Consider the following 24,682-nt stretch of genomic DNA (forward strand, 5'->3'; position numbering starts at 1 on the left):
GCGGTCTCCCGGCACGGCAAGCGTGTTTGGGTGACCGCTGTGGTTCTGCAGATTCTCGTGCTCTCGTCGTGACATGCCTCAACGGGGAACGTTATGCAATCCAGTGGTGAATCACGCGCTGCGCGTTGGCGTCGCGCACCATCCCGGCTCACGCAAGTCTGCATCGTCACCGATAACACCGTCGCCGAGACCTTCGAACAGGCCTTGGCCGCGCGTCTGGAAAGTTCGCCACAAGTGGCTTTACTGCGCCTCCTCGACCCTGCGGCCACCCATGGCGAATGGCTCGTGTCACGCGAGCATGGCGCGATCCGGCCGCAGAAGCACGGATGCGCAAATGGAATTGAACAGGCCCTCGATCCTCTCCCACGGGACAGCAGGCTGTTGCTGTGCTCGCAGGATATGGCCGCGCTGGAATGGCTCGGCGGCGTCATTGGCCAACGGGTTTTCTTCGCCCACTATCGCCCCAGCGCAAATCACGAACTGCAGCTCGGCACCATGATCGGCACGGTGGAAGAAGCGCTACGCGCTTCATTGTCCGAGAAGTGGGGAGACAGTTACTGATCGGGTTCCGCATAAATAAAATTACCGGAAACTTTCAGAACCGCATCACAACCGCCAACGAAAATCAGACTTGTGGCGCACTAATATGAGAATTGCTGGCATTCATCGGCCATAAAGCGGTAGCATTTGGCGGGTCAAATGCGGCGTTGGTGTGTGTCGCCAGCATGACAACGGGGTTCATTCGTCCATCCTGTCCATAGCCTGAACAGGCGGTCTCCTCGCGGAAGACTGCCTGCGGGTCCATTTTGTCGAATGCGAAAAGACGCGGAAACCCAAAACGCAACATCCAGGCCAAAGGGTCAAGCACGTGAACACCGGGAGCATCAAATGGCGTTCCCAGTCGGCGAAGAATATGACCAAGGTAGCCCAATGAAAGCTGAAGTAGTTGTCGCTCGTCAGCCGATCCTCGACCGGCAGGGCCTTGTCGTCGCGCAGGAATTGTTGTTCCGGGAAGCGGGAGACGATATCGCGCGGATTCAGGACGGATACTCGGCGACCGCTGCCGTGGTCGAGCGTACGCTGGGCGTGTTGGGTATCGAGTATGTACTCGGCCATGACGACGGTTTCCTGAACTGTACCGGCGACTTCCTGTTTTTTGGCGCGGTCGATGTATTGCCGCCGTCGCGCTTCGTGCTCGAAATCCTTGAAGGTACGGGACTGACCGACGAACTGGCCGCGCGATGCGACGAGTTGCGCCTCGCCGGGTTTCGTATCGCACTCGACGATGTCCGCTCGCTCACGCCTGACATCGAACGATTCCTGCCGCACGTCGATATCGTCAAGCTCGAGTGGCCGTACCTCGCGCCGGAGGAAGCCGCCTACGCCATCGAGCGATGCAAGCGCGCCGGAAAGCGGGTGCTGGCCGAAAAGGTCGAAGAGCGAAGCGACCACGCAGCGGCCTTGCAGGCCGGCTGTGATCTGTTTCAGGGTTATTACTTTGCCAGGCCGCAACTGTTGACGGCCAGCAGAACGCCCTCGAGATTCGCCGCGGTATTCCGCGTGCTGCAGTTGCTGAGAGAAGAAGCGGACGGCGCGCATCTCGAGGACGCACTCAAGCATGCCCCTGCTCTGGTCATCCAGTTGCTGCGCCTTGCCAACAATGCGGCCAGACGCCGCTGGAGCCACGCTCCCATCACGTCCATCGGACAGGCTGTTGCCGTTGTCGGCAGTAAGCAGCTGATGTTGTGGTGCTGCCTGCTGCTGTATGGAAATCCGGCGGACTTGCGCTTCGGCCATAGCCCGCTTGCCCAGCTTGTACAGCATCGGGCTAATTTCATGGAGCGCGCAGCAGGCGAACTGACTCCTGAAGACGGCGACTTCCATGAGGCCGCGTGGCTTTGCGGACTTCTTTCGCTCGCCTACATATCGTGCGAGGTCACGCCAGAACGGTTTTTTACCGATATCTCCATCGACATCGTCATCGAGGAAGCCATCGTCGAGCATGCGGGCGTGCTGGGCACGCTGCTCACGATTGCCGAGCATCTCGAGCAAGGACAGTTCGATGCGGCCTTCAGGCAAGGCCGCACGCTTGGCGCAGAGTTCGCCGGCAAGATACCCAGTCTTGCTCTGTGACGACGCACGGCCAGCGTGCTATACGCCGGCCGGTTCTCAACTTGACGCATTGGTTAAGCCGCAACGGCCGCCTCGCGCTCCACTGTCCCTGCCTCAACGTAATCCTCAGCATCGACGTCATAGCCCGACGGCTCCCAGCGGATCGCCAGCAGCACGAGCAACGACGTCAGCGGCGCGACTGCAATCACCCAGAACACCTTCGTGCCGAGCGCTGCGGCGAGAACCGGGAACAGAAACAGCGAAATCGTCGATGCGGAGCGCACCAGCGTCTGATTGAAGCCCACCCCGATGCCGCGCAACGAAGTCGGATAGCTCAGCGACGCATACGTCATCGAATGCGAACCCGGGCCGAAGCCTTGCCCAAACAGATAGCCGCCGAGCAACAGGATCGCCAGCACGACGAGCGCACCGCTGCTGGGCTTGCCGATCAGCGCAAGGCCGATCAACGACGCGAACTGCAGCGAATGCCCTAGCACCGTCATCTTCCATGCGCCCACGGTCGGCGCGGTACGCACCCCAAGCAATCCGCCGACAAATGCAAACGCCAGATTCAGCGTCAACGCAGCGACGATCGTCGTCAGCGGGCCTTGATGAAAGAAGCTGGCGATGATCACCGGCAAGCCGAAGATGATCGCGTTATAGCCGAACGAAGAAGCGGCGCCGATCGTCGCGGCGAGAATCGTGCGTCTACGGTAGGTGCTGTTGAACAGCACACCGTAATTGCGCCACGACGCCGCGCGCGGCGCCTTGACCGGTACCTGGCTGCGTTCCACCACGGCGTCGACGCCATACGAGCGCTTGAGAATGCGCGCGGCCTCCTCGAGATCACCCTGGTTCGCCGCCCACACGGGCGACTCGCTGATGTAGCGGCTGCGCACCAGAATGATGACGATGGCGGGCACTGCGCCGAAGGCGAGCGTCAGGCGCCACAGCCAGCCCAACTGATGCTCGGGGAGAATCGCATACAGGCCGAGAATCAGCAGATAGCAGGTGCTGGTGGCCGCATACCACGCAGGGCACCACGCGGCCACGCTGGCGGCCTTGTTGCCTTTGCCCGCCACACGCGAAAACTCCGCGAGAAACGCCATCGCCACCGGCAGATCGAGGCCGACACCGAAGCCCATCAGAAAGCGCGCTCCGCCGAGCACCCACGCATTCGGCGCAAGACCGGCGGCAATCGCCGCGACCACGAAGAACAGCATGTCGGCCATGAAGACACGGTAACGTCCAATACGGTCGGTCAGATACCCGCCGAACAGCGCGCCGAGAATGGCGCCAAACGTGATCGCAGATGAAACGAAGCCTACCTGTACCGGCGAAAGTGAAAACTGCCGCGCGATGTCCTTGATGCCGTAAGCGAGCGAGGTCAGATCGTAGGCATCCAGAAAGACCCCGCCGAGTGCGATCGCAATCACGATGCGCGCGTTGCTGCCTTTCGCAGCGCCCGCGTTGACGATGCGCGAGACGTCTTGCGCGGAACGGATGACGGCGGTGCGGGAAACGCTTCCCGCCTGCACGGAGGTGTCGACAGGTGTCGAAGGAACGGCAACGGTGGACATGAGATCGGATTTCGCACGAGTAGCTAAGCGCCCCATGGTAGCCATGCGGCCTGCATCGGCAAAACGACGAATTTACATAAGCAAATCTGCGCCCCTCTGGTTTGCATCGTCTCGCGCAGAATCGGGTATAAATGCTCTATGCGCCTCGTCGAGCCTTCAAGGCGTGGAGTTTGCAGCCCCCAGCTCTGGCTGGAATCGTCCGCGCGGCAGCAGCGCGCGCGGTCACCGGCCAGCCCTCGTTTCTTTCTGGATCAAGACATGAGCACATCGAACGCGGCCCGTTCGGCCGAACATCCGATCGACATTCAGTTCCTCGACCGCTGGTCGCCTCGCGCCTTCACGGAGGAAACCATTCCCGAGTCCACCCTGCTGACCTTCTTCGAAGCAGCGCGCTGGGCACCCTCCTCCTATAACTCGCAACCTTGGCGGTTTGCATATGCACGGCGTGGCACCGAGCATTGGACGCGCTTTCTCGAGTACCTGAACGACTTCAACCGGAGCTGGGCCCAACGTGCGGCGGCCATCGTGATCGTTCTGTCGAAGGATAACTTCACGCCGCCCGGCGCGACCGCCGAAGTACCCGCCGTCACCCACTCGTTCGATACAGGCTCGGCGTGGGCCTATTTCGCGCTGCAGGCGAGTCTTGCCGGGTGGCATACCCACGGCATGGCGGGTATCGAGCGTGACAAGATCCGTCAGGGACTGGCAGTTCCGGACGGATATTCGATTGAAGCCGCGGTTGCAGTAGGAAGGCTGGGCGATAAAAGTCTTTTGCCGGAGCAGCTTCAGGCGCGCGAAGTACCGAGCCCGCGCAAACCTGTGGCCGAATTCGCTGGCGAGGGACGCTTTGTTCCCTGAGGTTGTTGGAAAGGTTTAAGGAGAAGTTCTTCTTCAATGAGGCCGGCGCGGAAGGTCCGTGCCGGCTCCTGCTTCCTGCCGCTGTCGCTCAAGCGGCAACGGTATTAAACGGCCTCGGTTGCCCGACGCCGGAAACTGGCTGCGGCGTGCCGCTCCGGCAACTGGTCGCCCTCACCGAACAGTTTGTGCCGTAGCGCACCGTCCTCATACGAGGTCTTGTACAGCCCTCGGTTTTGCAGTTCCGGCACCACCAGATCGATGAAGTCCTCATAACTCTCCGGCACGACCGTGCGGCTCAGATTGAAACCGTCCACGCCAGTCTCTTCAACCCACGCCTGCAATTCATCCGCAACCTGCGAGGCGGTGCCGACGATGGCCGGATAGCGGCCGCCCATCTCGAACATGTCCAGCAGTTTGCGGCGCGTCCAGCCGTGCTGTTTAGCCGTGCGCGTCGCCGATTCGATGGCGTTGGTCGGGGCATAATCCACCGGCTCGTCGAGATCGTATTGCGCGTAGTCGATGCCCGTGCTGGCTGCGAAATGCGCGAGGCCTGCTTCACGGCTCGCATACCGTAGATAGTCCGCGTGTTTTTCGCGCGCTTCGCTTTCGGTGGCGCCCGTCACAACCGCCGCGCCGACGAATACCTTGACGTCGTCCGGTTTCCGCCCGGCCTGAACCAGTTGCCCGCGCAACGTTCGTACCGTCTCACGTCCCACCGTCCGGTTTGGCGGCGAGATGAACACGCACTCGGCGTGCCGCGCCGCAAAGCGCTGGCCGCGCCCGGAGCTGCCCGCCTGGAACAGTACCGGCGTGCGCTGCGGCGACGGCTCGGCGAGGTGATAACCCTCGACGTTGTAATAACGCCCTGCGTGCTTCACCTGATGCACCTTGGCCGGATCCGCATAGACACGGCCTGCCTTGTCGCGCAACACGGCCCCCTGCTCCCAGCTGCCTTCCCACAGCTTGTAGAGAATCTCGAGGTACTCGTCCGCGCGCTCGTAGCGTTCGTCGTGTGGCAGTTGTTCGGTGAGGCCCATTGCACGCGCCGCGCTGTCGAGGTAACCGGTCACGATGTTCCAGCCAATGCGGCCTTGCGTCAGATGATCGAGCGTCGAGAAGCGCCGTGCGAGCAGATACGGCTGCTCGTAGGTGAGATTGACCGTCACGCCGAAGCCGAGGTGCTCGGTCACGGCGGCCATCGCCGAAACCAGCAGCGTGGGATCGTTGACCGGCAACTGGATCGACTCGCGCAACGTCACATCCACGTTGTGCTGATAGACGTCGTAGACGCCCACGATGTCGGCGAGAAACAGGCCGTCGAACAGGCCGCGCTCTAGCGTGCGAGCGAGATCGGTCCAGTAAGGCAGCAGGCGGTAATCGATGGAGCGATCCCGTGGATGCGTCCACAAGCCATGATTGATATGGCCGACGCAGTTCATGTTGAACGCGTTGAGCAGAATCTGTTTCTTCGCCATCACAAGGCTCCGTGCCGCGGCGGCAGCTTGTCGTTGAGATAGAAGTTACCCACCGCATGATACTTCCAGCGCACCGGATCATGCAGCGTATGAGTGCGCGCATTGCGCCAGAAGCGGTCGAGGCCCAGGCCATCGAGCGTCGCAGCGGTGCCGGCCAGTTCGAACAGGCGCGAGCCGGCGTCGAGCGACACCGTGGTGGTCAGCGCCCGCGCTTCCGCTACCGCGACCGACGCTTCAGCCACCGAGCGATCCGTCGCTTTGGCCTGGGCAGCGTCGACGAAACGGCCCGCGCGTCGCAGCAACGCTTCGGCTGCACGCAAACGCGCCGCGAGATCGCCGAACTGCGCGATGGTCAGCGGATCGTCGGCCGCGCGCTCGACCTTCGCGTCGATCCATGGTCGCGAACGTTCGCGCACGAACTGCAAGGCAGCCTCGAAAGCGCCGCGTGCCTGGCCCAGATCGATCGCGGCATGCATGATCTGCGCGACGGGGCCGATCGTCGTAGCGTGTTCGAACGAAACCTGAAACGGCACGACCCATTCGGGCTCGACTCGCACATGTTCGAACTGCACCGAGCCGCTGCCGGTGACGCGCTGACCGAAACCGTCCCAGTCGTCGGTCACGGTGACGCCAGGCGTGTCGCGCGGCACAAACGCCAGGTAGGTGACGTCGCGGCCCTCGTCGTCTGCCACGACCAGTGTGGGGATCCAGTGTGCGTAAAGGGCGCCAGTGCAATAGAACTTGCGGCCATCGACGTGCCAGCCTTCGGCTGCGCGCGTCAGCCGGGTGCGTCGCTTGAAGTCCTTATGGCCGATCTCGGCGAGCGCATTACCGAAACGCTCGCCGGCCAGCACGCGCTCATAAAAAAAGCGCTGCTGCTCGACACTGCCGCCCACGCGCAGCACTTCCAGCGCGTAAAAATGGTTTTGCGGAATCTGGCCGAGCGAGCCATCCGCCGCGGCGATGATCGCCGTGACTTCGGCAAGCGTACCGTTGCGCACGCCAGCGCCGCCGTATTCGCGCGGCACCGTGATACCCCACAGGCCGCTCGCGACGAAGGCGTCGAGCTCGGCCCACGGCAGCCGTCGCTCACGGTCGCGTAGCGCGGCATCCGGTGCGAACTGTGCCGCAAGGCGATGCGCCACCTGTAGCGCCTCGTCATCGCTAGCGATCAGATCAGGTGTGCCCGGCGCATGCGCATGTAACTCACGAGGCAATGGGTCTGGCGCAACACCGTCGCGCAGGTCTACGGAAAGGTCGATGCTCATGTTCAGTTCCACGAATGACGCGCAGGCAGCACGTGATTCAGGTGATAGTTGCCAAGCAGATGCAGCTTCCAGCGCACTGGATCGTGCAGCGTATGCGTGCGGGCGTTGCGCCAATGGCGGTCGAGGTTGTGCGCGGCACGCGTGGAAGCGGAACCGGCCAGTTCGAACAGCTTCTCGCTCGCTTCGAGCGCAATGCGGGTGGTCAGTATCTTGGCTTCGGCCACTGCCACAGATGCACGTGCGCTAGCTTCGGCATCGATCGTATGAGCCGCGGCAATCGCATCGAGCGTGCGCCCCGCCTCCTGCAGTACCTCATGGGCCGCGTGCAGGTCGATCTGCAGACGGCCGACATCCGCGATGATGTAGGGGTCATCGGTTGCGTGCTCGACGCCGGAGTCGACCCACGGACGTGCGCGTTCGCGCACGAAGCTCAGCGTATCTTCGACTGCGGCCTGTGCGATGCCCTGATCGATCGCTGCCTGAATCAGCTGTGACGTCGGCCCGAACAGGCCGGGACGTTCGGCAAGTTGCCAGATCGGCAACACGTCCTGTGGATCGACCGGTACCTGCTCGAATGTCACCGTCCCACTTGCCGTCGTGCGTTGACCGAACGAACGCCAGTCGTCGACGACAGTAAGACCTGGAGCATCGCGCGGTACCCAGACCTGCACGGCGCGGCCATCATCGTCGGTCGCGCGTGCGGGAACTCGGTGTGCGAATAGCGCCCCCGTCGAATAGAAGCGCTGGCCGTCGAGGCGCAGGCCGCCGGGCGTGCGGGTAAGCCGCGTCGTACCTTGCAGAATGGTTTTAACGCTAGCCGAGCGCCGTTCAGGGCCAGCGTTGCCCAGGCGCTGACCCGCGAGGACCTCGCCGTAAAGGCGGGCTTTCTGATCCGGTGTGCCGATCTCGCGCAACACGCCGAGCACACCGAAATGATTTTGCGGAATCTGCCCCAGGGCCGGGTCGGCCGCGCACAGGATCACAAAGACTTCGGCGAGCGTTGCGTACGAGACGTCAGCGCCGCCGTATTCGCGCGGCACGGTAATGCCGCCGAGACCGCTTTCCGACCATAGATCGAGTTCGGCCCATGGCAGCAGACGTTTGCGGTCGCGCTCGGCAGCGCCTGTGGCGAACTGCGCTGCGAGCGCGTGCGCGGCGGCGAGTGCTCCTGCATCGTCGGCAATGCGCTGCACGCGGGCCGGGTCGGGACGCCGCGGCAACGGCGCCGCGGCAGAGGAAGCTTCGAGAGTGGACATGATGTTTCGTACCGACAGGTTGATACCCGTCCGCCCTTTGCACTCCAAGCCTTTGTCCGGCGAAGCGCACCGCCTGCGTGACGCTTGTGGCGGACAGGTCGAATCGTCTATTGGACCAGCGGGGACGCGCCGCGCCTACTATCGAATTGGAACTTGCTTATGACGATTTCCGATTTTCCAGGCGAGCCCCGACGCCAGCCGAGGCTCACGCGCCGACATGCTCACGCGCTCACGCAAGCGTGGCGTCCTTCGTCACAATCTTCTTGGGAATCAGCTTCAGTTCATAGAACGTATCGGCGATGCGCTGCTGTTCCGCGAGCACTTCGGCATCGACCGGTTTGTAGACGTGAGCGTAGTGCTGCAGGCCGGTCTGGATGATCGACGCGTCGAGCCCCTGAATGGGAGCAAGCTCGGCAGCCGCCGCAGCGGTGTTCTGCCTCACCCACTGCCCTTCCTTGCCGAGTTCTTCCATGACGATCGCGATCACGTTCTGACGCTTCTGCGCAAATTCACGCTGGCTCAGAAAGAACTGATGATGGCTCGCCACGCCCTGTGCATCGGCAAGCAGGCGTGCGTTGCTCTGCGCTTCGGCAGCGGCGAGAAACGGATCCCAGACCGCCCAGGCGTCTACCGAGCCCTGCTCGAGAGCGGCGCGCGCATCGGCAGGCGCCAGATAGATCGGCTGGATGTCGCCGAAGTCGAGACCGTTCTTGCGCAGCAGCGCGACGATAAACCAGTGAACGTCCGAACCCCGGTTGAACGCCACCTTCTTGCCCTTCAGATTGGCAACGGTCTTGATGGGAGAGTTCTTCGCAACGACGACGCCTTCAGCATGAGGTGTCGCGACCTCGTACGCCGTGTAGACGAAGTCCGCGCCGGCAGCCTGCGCAAAGACCGGCGGCGCCTCACCGACATAGCCGAAATCGATCGCCCCGACATTCAGACCCTCCAGCAACTGCGGCCCGGCAGTAAATTCATTCCACGTGACCTTGATGCCGAGCGGCGTCAGCCGCTTTTCAAGCGCGCCGTGTGCTTTTAACAGCACCAGCGTGCTTGCGGCCTTCTGATAGCCGATGCGGAACTGATCGGCTTTGAACGTGGCCCACGCAGGCAGTGCCGTGCCCGCAAGCGTTGCGCCGAGTGCAGCAAGGAAGGTCCGGCGACCCCGGAGTGTCGAATGGTTCATTGTCGTGCGTCCATGATTGACGGATCGCGTCGGCTTCACTTGTAGCCAACGTCGTGAGTAGCGTGTTGGGGTACACCAGACGGAGCGCCCCGTTTCCAATGGAGCACGGAATCTTACGCGTCAACGGCAATGCGTCGAAACGATCTTTCGCGTTAAGCAAATATCCAATCGTGGATAGAACCGCTTCGCGCTTTTTATATATGCCTCGGCAGAGTTAGCAACGAACGGAAAAGTATTTGCCAGCAAGCTGACCTCTTGCATAGGATTCGGCCATCATCAACTCCATCACCACCGTGTCTCATGAATAAAAGAAACCTGCTTAAAACCGCGCTGGCCACTGTCGTGTTCGGCCTGGGCGTCGCCACTTCGCAACTTTCATTCGCGGCGCCGCAAACGCTGCGCGTGGGCATCATGTCCGGCGAAGACGAGGACGTGTGGCGCGTCGTTGCCGCAAACGCCGCCAGGCAGGGGTTGGTGATCAAGGTCACGACGTTCTCCGATTACACGCAACCCAATGAGGCGCTCTCGGAGCACGACCTCGACGCCAACTCGTTCCAGCACAAGCCTTATCTCGACGCGCAGATCAAGGCGCGCGGCTATCAGATCGTGCCGGTGGGCTTCACCTATGTGCAGCCTATTGGTCTGTATTCGCGCAAGGTCAAATCGGTTGCCGATCTTCCGGATGGCGCGACCATCGGCGTGCCGAACGATCCGAGTAACGAAGGACGTTCGCTGCTGTTGCTGCAGGCCCAGCATCTGATCACCCTGCGTGCCGATGTCGGCCTGCTGCCGACCGCCCGCGATATCGCGGACAATCCGAAGCACATCCACATCAAGGAACTCGATGCAGGTATCGTGGGGCGCGCCATCGGCGATCTCGACGCCGCCGTGATCAACACGGACTGGGCCGTCAAGGCGGGCATCAAGATTCCGCAGGAACGGATCGCCCAGGAACAGGTGACCGGCAATCCGTATCGCAACTTCCTCGCCGTCAATGCGAAGGACGCGAACGCGCCGTGGGTCCACGCGCTCGTCCAGAGTTATCAGCAGCCGAACGTGGCCGCTGAAATTCTCAGCGTTTACCACGGTGCGACGCTGCCGGCATGGAATGAGGCAAGCCACTAGGCACACCCTACAACCACACGGTCACGCACGAGTTTGGGCGTGGCCGTGTGGCCCCGCCGTTTTCCGTTGCTTCTGCTGCTGTAGAGACCTGTAGAGACTGTTTGTTGCCCCTCCTTCATGTCATGATCACCGCACCATCGCGCGCGGCATCGATCTGACCAAAACCGCACGACGCCGCCCGGCGTCCGGCCTGAACTCCGCAAAATGCGGCTCCCCATAGCCGAATCTGGCACAATTTACCCTCACTAATCGCCCGATCGACTTCGCGGCCGCAGGTGTAGCGTCATATCCTGGGCCGAATCGGGCAAAAAATGCATGTCTGGGCTCGCGCCCACGGACCAATCGTCAGAGAGAGAGACATAGAAAATGGCCACTGTCACGCCACGTGCGAGCAACACGAACCTGCCGGGCATGCTCAGCAGCGGCCGGTTTACCCTGGGCACACGCATCGTGCTCTGCTTCGGCTTGCTTTTTCTGCTGATGCTGGTGATGGCCGTCATTTCATACACCCGGTTGCGTTCGATCGACGAAGAAGCCGTCAGCCTGCGCCGCGACTCGGTGCCCGGCCTCTACCTCGCCACCGCTCTGCGGGCGACGGCCAACCAGAGCTATGCGACGCTGGAACGCGCGATCTTCGTCGATCCGGACGCGCAAGGCATGACGCGCGATCTCGACAGCCTGCCCGACGCGCTGCGTGCCTTCGACAAGGTTTCCGCCGAGTACCAGAGCACGGTGTTCCGCGACGACGACCGCGAACGTTTCAACACCTTCAAGGCCGCCTATGATCAGTATCTGGCGCTCTTCAACCAGGCGGCGAGTGCAGCTCGCACCTCGAAACCTGCGGCCCAGGCGCAATTCGTCCAGATGACACCCGTGTGGGACCACCTGATCGTCGCGGCGAACACGCTGGTTGCGGAAAACCACGGCCAAGCCGATGACTCTGCCCAGTTGATCCGCACCTCGGTGAGCGGCACCGAAGTTACGCTAGCCACCGCCCTCGGCGTCGTGCTGCTGGTTGCGCTCGTCACCGGTTACTGGCTCTTCAAGGCGGTCACGGTGCCGATGGCGCGGCTGGTGGACGTCCTCGACGTGATGCGCACCGGCAATCTGGCGCAACGGCTGAACCTGCGCCGCAGCGATGAATTCGGCACGCTGGAAAACGGCTTCAACCGCATGGCCGAGGAATTGACGAGTCTGGTTTCGCAGGCGCAGAAGTCGTCGCTGCAGGTCACTACTTCCGTGACGGAAATCGCCGCCACGTCGAAGGAACAGCAGGCCACTGCCAGCGAAACGGCCGCCACCACCACCGAGATCGGCGCCACGTCCCGCGAGATTTTCGCGACCTCGCGCGACCTGTTGCGCACGATGAACGAAGTGGCCGGTGTGGCCGAGCAGTCGGCGACGCTCGCAGGTGCGAGCCAAAGCGGCCTCACGCGCATGGAAGACACCATGCGCAGCGTGATGGAAGCCGCCGGTTCGGTGAATGCCAAGCTGGCCATCCTCAATGAGAAAGCGGTCAATATCAATCAGGTGGTCGCGACCATCACCAAGGTGGCCGACCAGACCAACCTGCTGTCGCTGAACGCAGCGATCGAAGCTGAAAAAGCCGGTGAATACGGCCGCGGGTTCGCGGTGGTGGCGACCGAAATCCGCCGTCTCGCAGACCAGACCGCGGTGGCGACCTACGACATCGAACAAACGGTCAAGGAAATCCAGTCGGCCGTTTCGGCCGGCGTGATGGGCATGGACAAGTTCTCCGAGGAAGTGCGCCGCGGCATGCGCGACGTGCAGCAGGTGGGCGGCCAGCTCTCGCAGATCATCAACGAGGTGCAGACGCTCGCGCCGCGCTTCCAGATGGTCAACGAGGGAATGCAGACCCAGGCCACCAGCGCCGAGCAGATCAACCAGGCGTTGTCGCAACTTTCCGAGGCGGCGCAGCAGACGGCGGAATCGCTGCGCCAGTCGTCGCAGGCGATCGACGACCTGACGCTGGTCGCCAATCAGCTGCGCACCGGCGTGTCGCGCTTCAAGATCGACGCGTAACGCCGGCTACCCGCTAATCACAGGCCCTCGCGATGCTTTTCCTCCTGTTCGATCTGGACGGCGACCGCTACGCGCTCGATGCGGCTGGGATCGTCGAAGTGCTGGCGCTCGCGCCCACCAAGTCGATCCCTGGCGCCCCCGCATGGGTAGCCGGCATGTTCGAGCGGCAGGGCGCGGCGGTGCCGGTAATCGACGTGTCGCAACTCGCACTCGGCCGCCCCGCGCAGCAACTGCGCTCTACCCGGCTGGTGCTGGTTCACTACAACGCTGGGGACGGCGTCGAAGCGTCCACGCGTGAGGACAGCGGCGAACCGGTGAATCTGCTTGGCCTGATCGTCGAGCGCGCCACGCAGACGCGACGCATCGCACGCGAGCAGTTTGCCGAAAGCGGTATCGCCACGCCGCATGCACGCTGGCTCGGCCCGGTCGCAAACGACGGCGTGGGTCTCGTGCAATGGGTCGAGGTACAGCAAATGCTTACCGACGAAGTGAAGGCGTTGCTGTTTCCGCAAGCCGAAGCAGTGCAACCGGCCGCCGGATCCTGACCTACGTGACGAGCGAGCCGCATGACGCGCACAATAACCTGAACCACCCCATGAATTCCAACGACCCCTGCTTCGAAACCTGGCTCTCCCAGGAGACCGGGATCGACGCGTCCTCGCTTGGCATCAATGCCCTCGAGCGCGCGGTACAGGACCGGGTGCGTCTCACGCAGTCCACCGCCCCCGTCACCGGCGTCAGTGAAGACGCCGTAGACGGTTATTGGCGACTGCTAAACGATTCGCCCGAAGAACGCCTCGCGCTAATCGAAGCGCTGGTGGTCCCCGAGACCTGGTTCTTTCGCGACCGTGAAGCGTTTGTCGCGCTGGCACGGCTCGTCAATGAAAAGCTGGCACGCGATCCGGCCCGTGTGGCGCGCGTGCTTAGCGTGCCCTGCTCGAGCGGCGAAGAACCGTATTCGGTGGCAATGGCCCTGTTCGATGCCGGGATCGGCCCGGAGCGTTTTACCATCGACGCGTTCGACATCAGCGCGCGCGCCATTTCGCTCGCGCAAAAAGCCGTCTATGGACGCAATTCCTTTCGCGGCGGCGAGTTCGAGTTTCGTGACCGCCATTTCAGCCCGGTCGACGGGGGATGGGTGCTGAACGAACGCATCCAGCAAGCGGTGCGTTTTACCCAGGCGAACCTGTTCGATCCGTCGCACAACACCGGCACGCGCTACGATTTCATTTTCTGCCGCAACGTGCTGATCTATTTCCACCGCGATGCGCAGGATCGCGCGATCCATCTGCTCGACGCGCGACTGGCCGACGGAGGGACGATCTTCGTCGGACCCGCGGAAACCGGCTTGATGATGCGTCATACGCTGAGCTCGGCGCGCATTCCGCTGGCGTTCGCGTTTCAGCGCACACCGGTCGAAGAACCGCGTGCGCCGGCGTTCACCTTACCCGGTATGGCAGCGGCGGCGCCTCAAGCTGCGCCGTGGGCTTTCGGCGCTACACACGGTGCTGCCGCGCCCTCCTTTGCGGCGCGTCCGCAGCCGGCCGTTCCGGCGCCGCGCACAGCGACCACGGCGATGCTTGCAAATGTGAGTACCCAATCTCCGGCAAACGTAACCCGACATGTGCACGGACACGGACCTGCCCGCGCACATGCGAAACCTGGCGCTTCCGCGGTTCCGGACGAGTCGCTCGCCGAAGCAGGCCGCCTCGCCGACGCCGGTGAATTCGACAAGGCGGAGCACGTGGCACAGGCCTTCGTCAACGTGCACGGTACGGACGCAGAGGCGTTCTATCTTCTCGGCCTGATCGCCGACGCACGGGGGCGCACCGCCGACGCGAGCGACTATTACCGTAAGACGCTCTATCTCGAGCCCGCCCACTACGAAGCGCTCACGCACCTCGCCGCGCTGCTCGATATGTCGGGAGACAGCGCCGGCGCGCAGCAACTGATGCGACGTGCCCAGCGCGCCGCGGCCAAAGCGCACCCGATGACCACCGCGACAAGCGCCACGAAAGCAACGGATGACCCTTTGAACCTACCGCGAGGCAAGCATGGCTCACGGCGCCATTGAGACCACGGGCGTGGTCGCGTTGATCGACGATTGCTGGAATCGTATCGGCACGCGCGGCGATGGCACATGCCCGAAACTGGCCGAGCATTCGCGCTGTCTGAACTGCCCGGTGTTCGAGCAGGCCGCCGCACGGCTGCTCGACCGGCCGCTCGACGAAGCGGATCTGGCGCCTGCGGCGGCAACTTCGAGACCGCACGCACGGCCTCATGACGGCCCGTCGCAGGCATCGCATGCGACCGATACGGGCGCCGCGGCGGCGGCCACGCAATCCGCGCTGGTATTTCGCATTGCCGACGAGTGGCTCGGCCTACCGACGGCCGCGCTTCGCCAGGTCGACGACATCCGCCCGATCCATTCCCTGCCGCATCGGCGCAACCGCGTCGTCCTTGGGCTCGTCAATATTCGCGGCGCGCTGACCGTGGCCGCTTCGCTCGGTGAACTGCTGCATCTCGATCGCGCGTCAAGCGGCAAATACACGTCGCGTAACAGTTATGCGCGCATGCTGGTCGCCGCGCATCGCGGGGAGCCGGTGGCTTTTCCGGTGGATGAAGTCGAGGGCGTGGTGCGCTTCGCGGCCAGTTCGCTGCTGCCCGTACCAACGACGCTCGCCCACGCCAGCGCCTCGCACTCGCGTGGCGTGCTCGCCTGGAACGAGCGCACGATCGGCCTGCTCGACACCGACCGCGTATTCGAGTCACTCGCCCGGAGTCTGCGATGAGTCACGACGACGATCTGGGCCGCCGGTCATTGCTCGACCTGTTCCGCGAAGAAGCGCAGACGCAAACGCGCGTGCTGTCCGGCGGCCTGCTTGCGCTCGAACACACACCGGACGATGCCTCGCAACTCGAGGCGTGCATGCGCGCGGCACACTCGCTGAAGGGCGCGGCGCGCATCGTCGGCCTGCAGGATGGAGTGGATATTGCGCATGTGATGGAGGAATGCTTCGTGGCCGCGCAGCGCGGCACGCTGGTTTTGTCGGGCGCGCATATCGACGAACTGCTCCGCGGAGCCGACCTGTTGCTGCGCGCCGGCAACGACGATCCGGCGGCCGCGTTGACGCGAGCGGAAGTGGACGCATTCGTGACCCGGCTCACCGCGTACGATGCGACTGAGGCTACGGCAACGAACGAGGCGCACCGTACGCACGCAGACATCGCGGCGGGCTCGCCGTGGGGCGACACCTATGCCGCTCCCGAGGAACCGGACGAAGACGCGACGATGCGCGCTGCACTCGCTATCCTCGGCGTCGAGGTTGCCAAACTGCCAGTCAGCCTTTCCGACGACGCAGCGCCGGCCGTGCAAAATCTTGCCGCCGAAGCGCCTGCGGCAGAGCCTTCCTTCGCACCGACACCCGAGCCCGCACCGTTGCGTCCGTCCAGCCCCGACGTCCCACGCGACACCCCGCTAAACGTCCACGGCCCACGCGACCCCGAGCGCATGCTGCGGGTGCGCAGCGATAATCTCGACCGGTTGCTGAGCCTGTCCGGCGAATCCCTCGTGGAATCGCGCTGGCTGAAGCCGTTCGCGGAGTCGCTGCTGCGCGTCAAACGCACCCACCGCGATGCAGCGCGCGCGCTCGACACCTGTTTCGAATCGTTAGCAGAACGTCTCGATCCGCAAGCGCTGGCAGCGCTCGACGCCGTGCGGCAAACCCTCGGCACAATGCAGCATCTGCTGGCGACGCGCATCGACGAACTCGACCGGTTCGATCGCCGCAGCTCGCACCTCGCGCAGCAGCTATACGACGAGGCGCTGCAATGCCGCATGCGGCCATTCGGCGACGCGACCCACGCCTATCCGCGCATCGTGCGCGATCTCGCCCGTTCGCTCGGCAAACGGGTACGCTTTTCGATCGTGGGCGAATCGACGCAGATCGATCGCGACATCCTCGACATGCTCGACGCGCCGCTCGGCCATCTGCTGCGCAACGCACTCGACCACGGCGTCGAAACGCCCGAACAACGCCTCGCAGATGGCAAGCCGGCTGAAGCAACGTTGACCCTGGAAGCCCGCCATAGCGCGGGCAAGCTGCTCATCAGCGTGAGCGACGACGGCGCGGGTGTCGACCTCGACGCGGTGCGCGCGGCCGTCGTCAAGCGGCAGTTGGCCGACCCGGAAACGGCCGCACGCCTGTCGGATCACGAGTTGCTCGACTTCCTGCTGCTGCCGGGTTTTTCGATGCGCACCGAGGTGACCGATGTTTCCGGACGCGGCGTCGGTCTCGATGCCGTGCACGAAATGGTCAAGGCCGTGCGCGGCACGGTGCGCATCGCGACCGAACCCGGCCGCGGCACGCGCTTCGTTCTGCAGTTGCCGCTCACGCTCTCGGTAATCCGCAGCCTGCTCGCGGAGGTCGGCGGCGAAGCCTATGCGTTCCCGCTCGCACACGTGCGCCGTACGCTGGAGCTGGCCCGTGGCGACATCAATATGCTCGAAGGACAACAGCATTTCGCCTTCGACGGCCGGCCCGTCGGGCTCGTCACCGCGCACCAGTTGCTTGACACCGAGGCCCCCGCCGAAGTGCGCGCCAATGTGCCGGTGGTGGTGATCGGCGACGATCGCGGCACCTATGGCGTGGCGGTGGACCGTTTCCTCGGCGAGCGCATGCTGGTGGTTCAGCCGCTCGACAGCCGCCTCGGCAAGGTCAAGGACATCGCGGCCGGTGCGCTGATGGAAAACGGCGAAGCGGTGCTGATCGTCGACGTCGACGACCTGCTGCGCTCGGTCGACAAACTCGTGCGCGGCGGGCAGCTCGACAAGGTGCAGCGCGCCCAGGGCGTCGCCGCACGCACCCGCAAACATGTGCTGGTGGTCGAAGACTCGCTGACAGTGCGCGAACTGGAGCGCAAACTGCTGGAAAAGCGCGGGTATACGGTGACGGTGGCAGTGGATGGCATGGACGGCTGGAACGCGCTGCGCAGCACCCATTTCGATCTGGTCGTGACCGACATCGACATGCCGCGCATGGACGGCATCGAACTCGTCACGCTGATCAAGCGCGACACGCTGCTAAAAACGGTGCCCGTGATGATTGTGTCGTACAAGGATCGCGACGAAGATCGCCGCCGGGGGCTCGATGCCGGCGCAGACTACTATCTGGCAAAGGGCAGCTTTCACGATGAAGCATTGCTCGACGCGGTGCACGACCTGATCGGAGAAGCGCACACATGAACATCGGCATCGTCAACGACCTGCCGCTTGCGGTCGAAGCCATGCGCCGCGCGATCGCGTTGCGGCCGGAGCATCGCGTGCTCTGGGTCGCCACCGACGGCGCCCAGGCCGTCGACTTCTGCGTCGCCCAGCCGCCCGATGTGGTCCTGATGGACCTGATCATGCCGAAGTTCGACGGCGTCGAGGCGACCCGCCGCATCATGGCCCAGGCGCCCTGCCCGATCCTCGTCGTGACGAGCAGCGTTGGGGCGAACGCATGGCGCGTCTACGAAGCGATGGGTGCCGGCGCACTCGATGCAGTCGACACACCGACGCTCGCCGATCACCACCTCGCCGATGCGTCGCAGCCGTTGCTCGCGAAGATCGACCAGATTGGCCGCCTGCTCGAGAAGCCGGTGGTGACGCCCACGCCACGGGCCGCCGCAGCCGCCTCGCGCGGCGCGGCCCCGTTGATCGCGATTGGCGCTTCCGCCGGCGGCCCGGGCGCGCTCGCCGCGGTACTCGGCAAGCTGCCGGCCAATTTCGGCGGCTCCATTGTGATCGTGCAACACGTCGACAAGGCATTTGCCGAAGGCATGGCCCAATGGCTCGACAGCCAGACAGAACTGCCGGTGCGTGTAGCCGTGAGCGGCGATCGTCCCAGGCCCGGCGAGGTCTTGCTGGCCGCGACCAACGACCACCTGCATATCGCGCGCAGCGGCTCGCTCGATTACATCAGTGAGCCGGCCAGCACGCCCTATCGCCCTTCCGTCGATGTGTTTTTTCACAGCGTGGTCGAGCACTGGTATGGCAACGCGATCGGCGTGCTACTGACGGGCATGGGCCGCGACGGCGCAATCGGCCTGAAGGCGATGCGCGCGAAGGGCTACCTCACGATCGCGCAGGACGAAGCGACCAGCGCGGTCTACGGCATGCCGAAAGCCGCGGCCGCGCTCGATGCGGCGAAGCGGATCTTGCCGCTAGGCAGCATTGCAGGAGAACTGATGGCAAGCATTAAATGATGATGGGGATTTGCGAAGCGTATTGGCATGAATGGCAACACACCCGTGACGCGAGCTTGCGACACGGGTACGAACACGGGTATCAACATGGCAAATAATCAGTCTGGCTCGCCTGACCAGCAAGCCGCAGCAGCCTCCGCAACCGACGGCGCCGATGCGACGCTCGAAGCGGCACGCAGGACGCTGCAAACACCGCCTGCGGCGGAACAGCCGGTGATGGTGCTGCTGGTCGACGATCAGGCGATCGTCGCCGAGGCGATCCGGCAGGCGCTCGCGGGCGAGGACGGTATCGACTTCCATTACTGCGCGCGCGCCGATGAGGCCATGAAGGCCGCCGTCAACACGCGGCCGACGGTGATCCTGCAGGATCTCGTGATGCCCGGCATTGACGGCCTGACGCTCGTCAAAGCCTATCGCGCGACGCCCGCTATCCGTGATGTGCCGATCATCGTGCTGTCGACCAAGGAAGAGCCGGTCATCAAAAGCGCAGCCTTCGCGGCAGGGGCGAACGACTATCTCGTCAAGCTGCCGGACCGGATCGAACTGGTCGCGCGCATCCGTTATCACTCGCGCTCGCATATCAATCTGCTGCAGCGCGACGAGGCATATCGCGCGCTGCGCGAATCGCAGCAGCAACTGCTCGAAGCCAACCTCGAGTTGCGGCGGCTCACGCATTCCGACGGCCTGACCGGCTTGTCGAACCGCCGTTACCTCGACGAGTATCTCAGCGCCGAATGGCGCCGCGGCGCACGTGACCAGAGCGAAATGTCGTTCCTGATGATCGACGTCGACAACTTCAAGCTCTACAACGACACGTATGGCCACGTGGCAGGCGACGAAGTGCTCAAGCAGATTGCCGCAACTGTGGAAGCCTGCCTCGGCCGTCCTGGCGACCTGGCCGCGCGCTTCGGCGGCGAAGAGTTTGCGGTGGTGCTGCCGGGGACGCCGCTCGGAGGCATACGCACCCTCGCGGAAAAGATTCGCAGCCAGGTGGAGGCGTTACAGGTGCCACACGCGAATTCGTCGACGGGGCAATATGTGACGATCAGTATCGGCGGGGCATCCGTTGTTCCAAGCGCAGAGTCGCCGATGACTTCATTGATCGAGGCAGCGGATCTGGCCTTGTACAAGGCGAAGCGCGACGGCAAGAATCTGGTGGTGCTGACGGGGGATTGATACGGTGGTGGGCAACGGCCTCACCACCTTCGGCGTGTTACTTCACCGTCTGGATGACTTCGAAGCCTTCGAATTCAGGGTGCCCGAGATACAACGAACGGGTTTCCCCTCCTGCGTTGCGGTGCGCCGCGCGGAATGCATCCGAACTGGTCCAGCCTTCGAATGCCGCATGATCGGCCCAGACCGTGTGGCTGGAATACAGCACATGGTCCTCTTTCCGCGGCCCTCGCAGCAGATGAAATTCGATGAAGCCCGGCACGTCTTTCAGATGCGTGTCCCGGCTCGTCCAAAGCGTTTCGAACGCGCTCTCTGAACCGAGAGCGACTTTGAAACGGTTCATCGCGATGTACATGATGGATTCCCTCGGATCGGACGCGGTTTCGTAGCCCATTGCACGCATGCGTGGACAACAAGCCGTAAGAAGCGGACCCAGAAACGGGCTCGCCGCGCCAGCTGACCAGCGTGCCGTGAGCCCGCAAGCGCCGCGCAGCGCCTCCCCTGTGGGGGTGGCTAGCTGCGCGGGATCGACGGAGCGATCAGGAGGCGTTAACCGCGTCCTTGAATGCCTTGCCGGCGACGAACTTGACCGTCTTGGCTGCGGCGATCTGGATTTCCGCGCCGGTTGACGGATTACGGCCGACGCGCGCTGCGCGCGAACCGGTCGAGAAGGCTCCGAAGCCGATCAGCTGAACGGTTTCGCCCTTGGACACTGCGCTCGTCACCGCTTCGATGATCGCATCGATCGACTTGCCGGTGGCCGTTTTGCTTTCGCCCGTCGCAGCCGCAACTGCGTCAATCAGTTCCTGCTTGTTCATTGAACATCCCTTTCTGTATTGATAGAACCAGCGCCTTCAAACAGCGCCAGACCCGCCACCCTACCTCATCCAGGCGCTTCTGCGCAAACCCCCGGACCCTTGATTGCCCGGCCGCACGCGCCTTCAGCAGGTTACGACAGGCCGGCGGCCGGCTCAGTTCCCAGCTTCCGGAAGCCCTGTTCAGGGGCATCTGGACACCTTGGAGGCGGCCGGGGTGCGCTGCCAGGCCACCTTGCATCACGTCGTGAAAGCGCGTCACACCGGGATTTTCGGCGTTGTTTAGTGGGTTTTCGCCGAAGTTCCGCGCTGCACAGCCTTACCCCGTCTTACACCAACAAGCCGCCAGCCGGGCCGCCGTGAGGCGTCCGGCGAGGTTTCGCACCGTCCCGAAGACGCAGCCCCGGTCAAATTGCCAAGTAAAATAGTCGAATAAACAGTTTTATAACGGGTTCATAAAAGGTTGCAGTGTGGTTCAACAACAGCAGGGTTTCCTTCTGACCCGACATTGGCGCGACACGCCGGCTGGCACAGAAGTCGACTTCTGGCTGGCGACCGCGAGCGGTCCGCACCACTTGCGCCTGCCGCCCCAGACGTCGGTGGCGTTCATTCCGGCCGAGCAGCGCGAGCTCGCCGAACGGGTATTACGCAACGAACGCCAGTTCGAACTCCGCCCCCTCGCCCTGAAAGATTTTCATCAGCGTCCGGTTCTTGGGTTGTACTGCCGTCAATATCGCCAGTTGCTCAAGCTCGAAAAGCAGTTGAAGGAGTATGGCGTCGACGTCTACGAGGCGGACATCCGTCCGCACGAACGCTATCTGATGGAGCGCTTTATCACGGCGCCGGTCTGGTTCGGCGGCGAGCCGGATGGCGAAGGCCGCTGGCTCAACGGGGAGATGAAGCCGGACACCGCTTATCGTCCGGCGTTGAAGCTGGTCTCGCTCGATATCGAAACCACCGCGCACGGCGAGTTGTATTCCATTGCGCTGGAAGGCTGCGGGCAACGTCAGGTGTATATGCTGGGCCCAGCCAATGGCGATGCCAGCGGGCTCGACTTCGATCTCGAGTATTGCGAGAGCCGTGCGCGGTTGCTGGAGAAACTCAACGAATGGACCGAACGGCACGATCCCGATGGGATCATCGGCTGGAATCTGGTGCAGTTCGATCTGCGGGTCCTGCAGGAGCATTCGCAGCGTTATGCCGTACCGCTGCGCCTCGGGCGTGGCGGCGACGTGATGGAGTGGCGTGAACACGGCGGCAAACAGAACCATTTCTTTGCCGCGGCGGCCGGGCGTTTGATCATCGACGGCATCGAAGCGTTGCGCTCCGCGACCTGGAGCTTTCCAAGCTTCAGCCTCGAATATGTGGCGCAGGAGCTGCTGGGCGAAGGCAAGGCTATCGACAATCCGTATCAACGCATGGCGGAAATCGATCGCCGCTTCGCCGAAGACAAGCCAGCGCTCGCACGCTACAACCTGAAGGACTGCGAACTCGTCACGCGGATCTTCGCCAAAACCGAGCTGCTGACGTTCCTGCTGGAACGGGCCACGGTGACCGGGCTGGCCGCGGACCGCAGCGGCGGATCGGTGGCCGCCTTCACGCACCTGTATATGCCGCTGATGCACCGTCAGGGCTATGTGGCGCCCAACCTCGGCGAGATTACCGAGGAAGCCAGCCCCGGTGGCTTCGTGATGGATTCGCAGCCCGGTCTTTACGACTCCGTGCTGGTGCTCGACTATAAAAGCCTCTATCCCTCGATCATCCGCACGTTTCTGATCGATCCCGTGGGGCTCGTAGAGGGAATGAACAACCCCGATGAAAGCGCGTCCATCGTAGGCTTTCGCGGTGCGCGTTTCTCACGCAGCAAGCACAGTCTGCCCGCTATCGTGAGTCAGATCTCGCTAGGGCGCGAAGCCGCAAAACGGCAAAAGAACAAACCGCTGTCGCAGGCGCTAAAGATCATCATGAATGCGTTTGCCGGCGTGCTGGGATCGAGCGGCTGCCGCTTTTTCGATCCACGGCTCGTGTCGTCCATTACGATGCGCGGCCACGAGATCATGCATCGCACTCGCGAGCTGATCGAAGCGAGAGGCTACCAGGTCATCTATGGCGACACCGATTCCACCTTCGTGTGGCTAAAGCGGGCGCGCTCCGAGGAACAGGCGGCGCAAATCGGCCGCTCGCTCGTCAAATACGTGAACGAATTCTGGCGCGAGCACCTGCAGCAGACGTTCGGTCTTGAGAGCTCGCTTGAATTGCAGTTCGAGACGCACTACCAGCGCTTTCTGATGCCGACCATCCGCGGCGCCGAACAAGGTAGTAAAAAGCGCTATGCGGGACTCGTCGCCAAACCGGACGGCAGCGAGGAAATGGTCTTCAGGGGACTCGAGACCGTGCGCACCGACTGGACTCCGCTCGCCCAGCAATTCCAGCGGCAGCTCTATCTGCGCATCTTCAAGCGGCAGCCGTATCAGGACTTTGTGCGTGACTACGTCGAACGCACCGTGACTGGAGAGTTCGACGAGTTGCTCGTGTATCGCCGGCGACTGCGCCGCAATCTCGAGGAGTATCGACGAAATGTGCCGCCGCATGCGCGCGCTGCGCGGATGGCCGACGAGTTCAACCAGCGGCAAGGACGGCCTCTGCAGTATCAGAACGGCGGCTGGATCACGTATGTGATGACGGTGGCGGGTCCCGAACCGCTGGAGACCCAGCGTTCCGCGATCGACTACGACCACTATCTGACGCGCCAGCTACAACCGGTAGCCGACGCGATTCTGCCGTTTATGAACGACGATTTTGCTACCTTGATGACAGGGCAGAAAGAGTTGTTTTAACAGGAGTGGCAGATGAGACCCGCCACGTTTGATCGGGATGCGACGGCGTACCTCTCACCGCCACGCCAGAATCGGCCACGCCGCTTGCCCTGCGTAAGTCCGCAACGCGGCGTCGGGATTCACCGCGTGTGGCCTCGTCACCTTCTGCAGCAGCGGCAAGTCGTTGCGCGAGTCGGAGTAGAAACTCGCACCGTCGAGGTTTTCGTGGCCGGCGCTCAACCACTCGTCAAGTCGAATGACCTTGCCCTCGCGATACGTCAGCGTGCCACGCGTACCGCCCGTGTACGTTCCGTTGTCCGCCGCCAGTTCGATCGCAAGCACCTCGGCGATCCCCAACCGCGCCGCGATCGGACGCACAAGGTGGTCACCGGAGGCGGAGATCACCAGCAGCCTGTCGCCCTGCATGCGGTGCCCGTCGACAGTGCGGCGCGCATCGCCATAAATGCGCGGCTCGATGACTTCGTCGACGAATGCCTCGACGAGCAACGCCACTGCGCTGACCGTACGCCCTTTGAGCGGAGCGAGGCTAAAAGCCATGTAATCTTCCATGGCCAGTTTGCCCTCGCTATAGGCGCTCATCAGCGCATCGTTTTCACGCATGAATGAAGCCCGGTCCACCCAGCCGAGCGAGCACATCCGCTCGCTCCACAGGCTCGCGCAGTCACCGTTGATCAGCGTCTCGTCAAGATCGAAAATCGCCAAAGCCAT

20 protein-coding genes are annotated in these 24,682 nt (G+C 63.2%); 12 read left to right on the forward strand and 8 right to left on the reverse strand.

Annotated features, from left to right (window positions below; genetic code table 11):
* The first annotated feature begins 93 nt into the window (after nucleotides 1–93).
* Together P3T20_RS32600 and P3T20_RS32605 are read left to right on the forward strand one after the other, a co-directional pair.
* Nucleotides 94–561, forward strand: a complete 468-nt coding sequence (locus tag P3T20_RS32600; protein WP_429288982.1) for a 1-aminocyclopropane-1-carboxylate deaminase — start codon at nucleotides 94–96, stop codon at nucleotides 559–561.
* A gap of 369 nt (nucleotides 562–930) precedes the next feature.
* A complete protein-coding gene (locus tag P3T20_RS32605; RefSeq protein ID WP_074269443.1) occupies nucleotides 931–2,133 on the forward strand; it encodes an EAL and HDOD domain-containing protein in 1,203 nt (400 codons plus the stop codon).
* Between the two features lie 53 nt (nucleotides 2,134–2,186).
* Here the strand turns inward: P3T20_RS32605 and P3T20_RS32610 are convergent, their stop codons facing one another.
* Complete coding sequence (locus tag P3T20_RS32610; RefSeq protein WP_429288983.1) at nucleotides 2,187–3,692, reverse strand: MFS transporter; 1,506 nt, start codon at nucleotides 3,690–3,692, stop codon at nucleotides 2,187–2,189.
* Nucleotides 3,693–3,950: 258 nt separating this feature from the next.
* Between P3T20_RS32610 and P3T20_RS32615 the strand changes: the two genes are divergently transcribed.
* The gene (locus P3T20_RS32615) at nucleotides 3,951–4,550 is read left to right on the forward strand and encodes a nitroreductase family protein (RefSeq protein WP_074268448.1); all 600 of its coding nucleotides are present in this window, start codon (nucleotides 3,951–3,953) and stop codon (nucleotides 4,548–4,550) included.
* Between the two features lie 104 nt (nucleotides 4,551–4,654).
* On the opposite strand, the gene P3T20_RS32620 is transcribed toward P3T20_RS32615, so the two are convergent.
* The 4 genes from P3T20_RS32620 to P3T20_RS32635 all read right to left on the reverse strand — a co-directional run bounded on the left by P3T20_RS32620 (nucleotide 4,655) and on the right by P3T20_RS32635 (nucleotide 9,735).
* Entirely contained in the window at nucleotides 4,655–6,025 is a 1,371-nt protein-coding gene (locus P3T20_RS32620; protein ID WP_429288984.1) for an LLM class flavin-dependent oxidoreductase, read from the reverse strand.
* Entirely contained in the window at nucleotides 6,025–7,293 is a 1,269-nt protein-coding gene (locus P3T20_RS32625; RefSeq protein ID WP_429288985.1) for an SfnB family sulfur acquisition oxidoreductase, read from the reverse strand. The genes P3T20_RS32620 and P3T20_RS32625 overlap by 1 nt, the downstream gene beginning before the upstream one ends.
* A 2-nt stretch (nucleotides 7,294–7,295) precedes the next feature.
* Entirely contained in the window at nucleotides 7,296–8,549 is a 1,254-nt protein-coding gene (locus P3T20_RS32630) for an SfnB family sulfur acquisition oxidoreductase (protein WP_429288986.1), read from the reverse strand.
* A 229-nt stretch (nucleotides 8,550–8,778) separates the two neighbouring features.
* The gene (locus P3T20_RS32635; RefSeq protein ID WP_429288987.1) at nucleotides 8,779–9,735 is read right to left on the reverse strand and encodes a sulfonate ABC transporter substrate-binding protein; all 957 of its coding nucleotides are present in this window, start codon (nucleotides 9,733–9,735) and stop codon (nucleotides 8,779–8,781) included.
* A 300-nt stretch (nucleotides 9,736–10,035) separates the two neighbouring features.
* On the opposite strand from P3T20_RS32635, the gene P3T20_RS32640 reads away from it, so the two are divergent.
* The 8 genes from P3T20_RS32640 to P3T20_RS32675 all read left to right on the forward strand — a co-directional run bounded on the left by P3T20_RS32640 (nucleotide 10,036) and on the right by P3T20_RS32675 (nucleotide 20,325).
* Nucleotides 10,036–10,860, forward strand: a complete 825-nt coding sequence (locus tag P3T20_RS32640) for a MetQ/NlpA family lipoprotein (RefSeq protein WP_074268453.1) — start codon at nucleotides 10,036–10,038, stop codon at nucleotides 10,858–10,860.
* 366 nt (nucleotides 10,861–11,226) lie between these two features.
* Complete coding sequence (locus P3T20_RS32645) at nucleotides 11,227–12,903, forward strand: methyl-accepting chemotaxis protein (RefSeq protein ID WP_429288988.1); 1,677 nt, start codon at nucleotides 11,227–11,229, stop codon at nucleotides 12,901–12,903.
* 32 nt (nucleotides 12,904–12,935) lie between these two features.
* On the forward strand, nucleotides 12,936–13,448 hold the full coding sequence (locus P3T20_RS32650; protein WP_429288989.1) for a chemotaxis protein CheW: 513 nt from the start codon (nucleotides 12,936–12,938) through the stop codon (nucleotides 13,446–13,448).
* A 50-nt stretch (nucleotides 13,449–13,498) separates the two neighbouring features.
* Nucleotides 13,499–14,977: a CheR family methyltransferase gene (locus P3T20_RS32655; RefSeq protein WP_429288990.1), complete on the forward strand. Its 1,479-nt coding sequence runs from the start codon at nucleotides 13,499–13,501 to the stop codon at nucleotides 14,975–14,977.
* Complete coding sequence (locus P3T20_RS32660) at nucleotides 14,958–15,695, forward strand: chemotaxis protein CheW (RefSeq protein WP_429288991.1); 738 nt, start codon at nucleotides 14,958–14,960, stop codon at nucleotides 15,693–15,695. The genes P3T20_RS32655 and P3T20_RS32660 overlap by 20 nt, the downstream gene beginning before the upstream one ends.
* Nucleotides 15,692–18,148, forward strand: a complete 2,457-nt coding sequence (locus P3T20_RS32665) for a hybrid sensor histidine kinase/response regulator (RefSeq protein WP_074268458.1) — start codon at nucleotides 15,692–15,694, stop codon at nucleotides 18,146–18,148. The genes P3T20_RS32660 and P3T20_RS32665 overlap by 4 nt, the downstream gene beginning before the upstream one ends.
* Nucleotides 18,145–19,149 carry a chemotaxis response regulator protein-glutamate methylesterase gene (locus tag P3T20_RS32670; RefSeq protein ID WP_074268459.1) on the forward strand — a complete coding sequence of 335 codons (1,005 nt, stop codon included), beginning with the start codon at nucleotides 18,145–18,147 and terminating at the stop codon, nucleotides 19,147–19,149. The genes P3T20_RS32665 and P3T20_RS32670 overlap by 4 nt, the downstream gene beginning before the upstream one ends.
* 87 nt (nucleotides 19,150–19,236) lie before the next feature.
* Nucleotides 19,237–20,325, forward strand: a complete 1,089-nt coding sequence (locus tag P3T20_RS32675; protein WP_074269444.1) for a diguanylate cyclase domain-containing protein — start codon at nucleotides 19,237–19,239, stop codon at nucleotides 20,323–20,325.
* Nucleotides 20,326–20,362: 37 nt separating this feature from the next.
* Here P3T20_RS32675 and P3T20_RS32680 read toward each other — a convergent pair whose 3' ends face one another.
* Both P3T20_RS32680 and P3T20_RS32685 read right to left on the reverse strand, forming a co-directional pair.
* Nucleotides 20,363–20,677, reverse strand: a complete 315-nt coding sequence (locus tag P3T20_RS32680; RefSeq protein WP_074269445.1) for an antibiotic biosynthesis monooxygenase family protein — start codon at nucleotides 20,675–20,677, stop codon at nucleotides 20,363–20,365.
* A gap of 184 nt (nucleotides 20,678–20,861) precedes the next feature.
* On the reverse strand, nucleotides 20,862–21,140 hold the full coding sequence (locus P3T20_RS32685) for an HU family DNA-binding protein (RefSeq protein WP_074268460.1): 279 nt from the start codon (nucleotides 21,138–21,140) through the stop codon (nucleotides 20,862–20,864).
* A 467-nt stretch (nucleotides 21,141–21,607) separates the two neighbouring features.
* Here P3T20_RS32685 and P3T20_RS32690 point away from each other — a divergent pair, with 467 nt between their 5' ends.
* Nucleotides 21,608–23,974, forward strand: a complete 2,367-nt coding sequence (locus P3T20_RS32690) for a DNA polymerase II (protein WP_429288992.1) — start codon at nucleotides 21,608–21,610, stop codon at nucleotides 23,972–23,974.
* Between the two features lie 54 nt (nucleotides 23,975–24,028).
* Here the strand turns inward: P3T20_RS32690 and P3T20_RS32695 are convergent, their stop codons facing one another.
* The gene (locus tag P3T20_RS32695; RefSeq protein ID WP_429288993.1) at nucleotides 24,029–24,682 is read right to left on the reverse strand and encodes an HAD family hydrolase; all 654 of its coding nucleotides are present in this window, start codon (nucleotides 24,680–24,682) and stop codon (nucleotides 24,029–24,031) included.

The organism is Paraburkholderia sp. GAS206C, assembly GCF_050435645.1.
Classification (GTDB): domain Bacteria; phylum Pseudomonadota; class Gammaproteobacteria; order Burkholderiales; family Burkholderiaceae; genus Paraburkholderia; species Paraburkholderia phenazinium_B.

Coding starts and splice junctions, on each gene's coding strand:
- P3T20_RS32600 (WP_429288982.1), top strand. CDS start 94: ATGCAATCCAGTGGTGAATCACGCGCTGCGCGTTGGCGTCGCGCACCA.
- P3T20_RS32605 (WP_074269443.1), top strand. CDS start 931: ATGAAAGCTGAAGTAGTTGTCGCTCGTCAGCCGATCCTCGACCGGCAG.
- P3T20_RS32610 (WP_429288983.1), bottom strand. CDS start 3,692: ATGTCCACCGTTGCCGTTCCTTCGACACCTGTCGACACCTCCGTGCAG.
- P3T20_RS32615 (WP_074268448.1), top strand. CDS start 3,951: ATGAGCACATCGAACGCGGCCCGTTCGGCCGAACATCCGATCGACATT.
- P3T20_RS32620 (WP_429288984.1), bottom strand. CDS start 6,025: ATGGCGAAGAAACAGATTCTGCTCAACGCGTTCAACATGAACTGCGTC.
- P3T20_RS32625 (WP_429288985.1), bottom strand. CDS start 7,293: ATGAGCATCGACCTTTCCGTAGACCTGCGCGACGGTGTTGCGCCAGAC.
- P3T20_RS32630 (WP_429288986.1), bottom strand. CDS start 8,549: ATGTCCACTCTCGAAGCTTCCTCTGCCGCGGCGCCGTTGCCGCGGCGT.
- P3T20_RS32635 (WP_429288987.1), bottom strand. CDS start 9,735: ATGAACCATTCGACACTCCGGGGTCGCCGGACCTTCCTTGCTGCACTC.
- P3T20_RS32640 (WP_074268453.1), top strand. CDS start 10,036: ATGAATAAAAGAAACCTGCTTAAAACCGCGCTGGCCACTGTCGTGTTC.
- P3T20_RS32645 (WP_429288988.1), top strand. CDS start 11,227: ATGGCCACTGTCACGCCACGTGCGAGCAACACGAACCTGCCGGGCATG.
- P3T20_RS32650 (WP_429288989.1), top strand. CDS start 12,936: ATGCTTTTCCTCCTGTTCGATCTGGACGGCGACCGCTACGCGCTCGAT.
- P3T20_RS32655 (WP_429288990.1), top strand. CDS start 13,499: ATGAATTCCAACGACCCCTGCTTCGAAACCTGGCTCTCCCAGGAGACC.
- P3T20_RS32660 (WP_429288991.1), top strand. CDS start 14,958: ATGGCTCACGGCGCCATTGAGACCACGGGCGTGGTCGCGTTGATCGAC.
- P3T20_RS32665 (WP_074268458.1), top strand. CDS start 15,692: ATGAGTCACGACGACGATCTGGGCCGCCGGTCATTGCTCGACCTGTTC.
- P3T20_RS32670 (WP_074268459.1), top strand. CDS start 18,145: ATGAACATCGGCATCGTCAACGACCTGCCGCTTGCGGTCGAAGCCATG.
- P3T20_RS32675 (WP_074269444.1), top strand. CDS start 19,237: ATGGCAAATAATCAGTCTGGCTCGCCTGACCAGCAAGCCGCAGCAGCC.
- P3T20_RS32680 (WP_074269445.1), bottom strand. CDS start 20,677: ATGTACATCGCGATGAACCGTTTCAAAGTCGCTCTCGGTTCAGAGAGC.
- P3T20_RS32685 (WP_074268460.1), bottom strand. CDS start 21,140: ATGAACAAGCAGGAACTGATTGACGCAGTTGCGGCTGCGACGGGCGAA.
- P3T20_RS32695 (WP_429288993.1), bottom strand. CDS start 24,682: ATGGCTTTGGCGATTTTCGATCTTGACGAGACGCTGATCAACGGTGAC.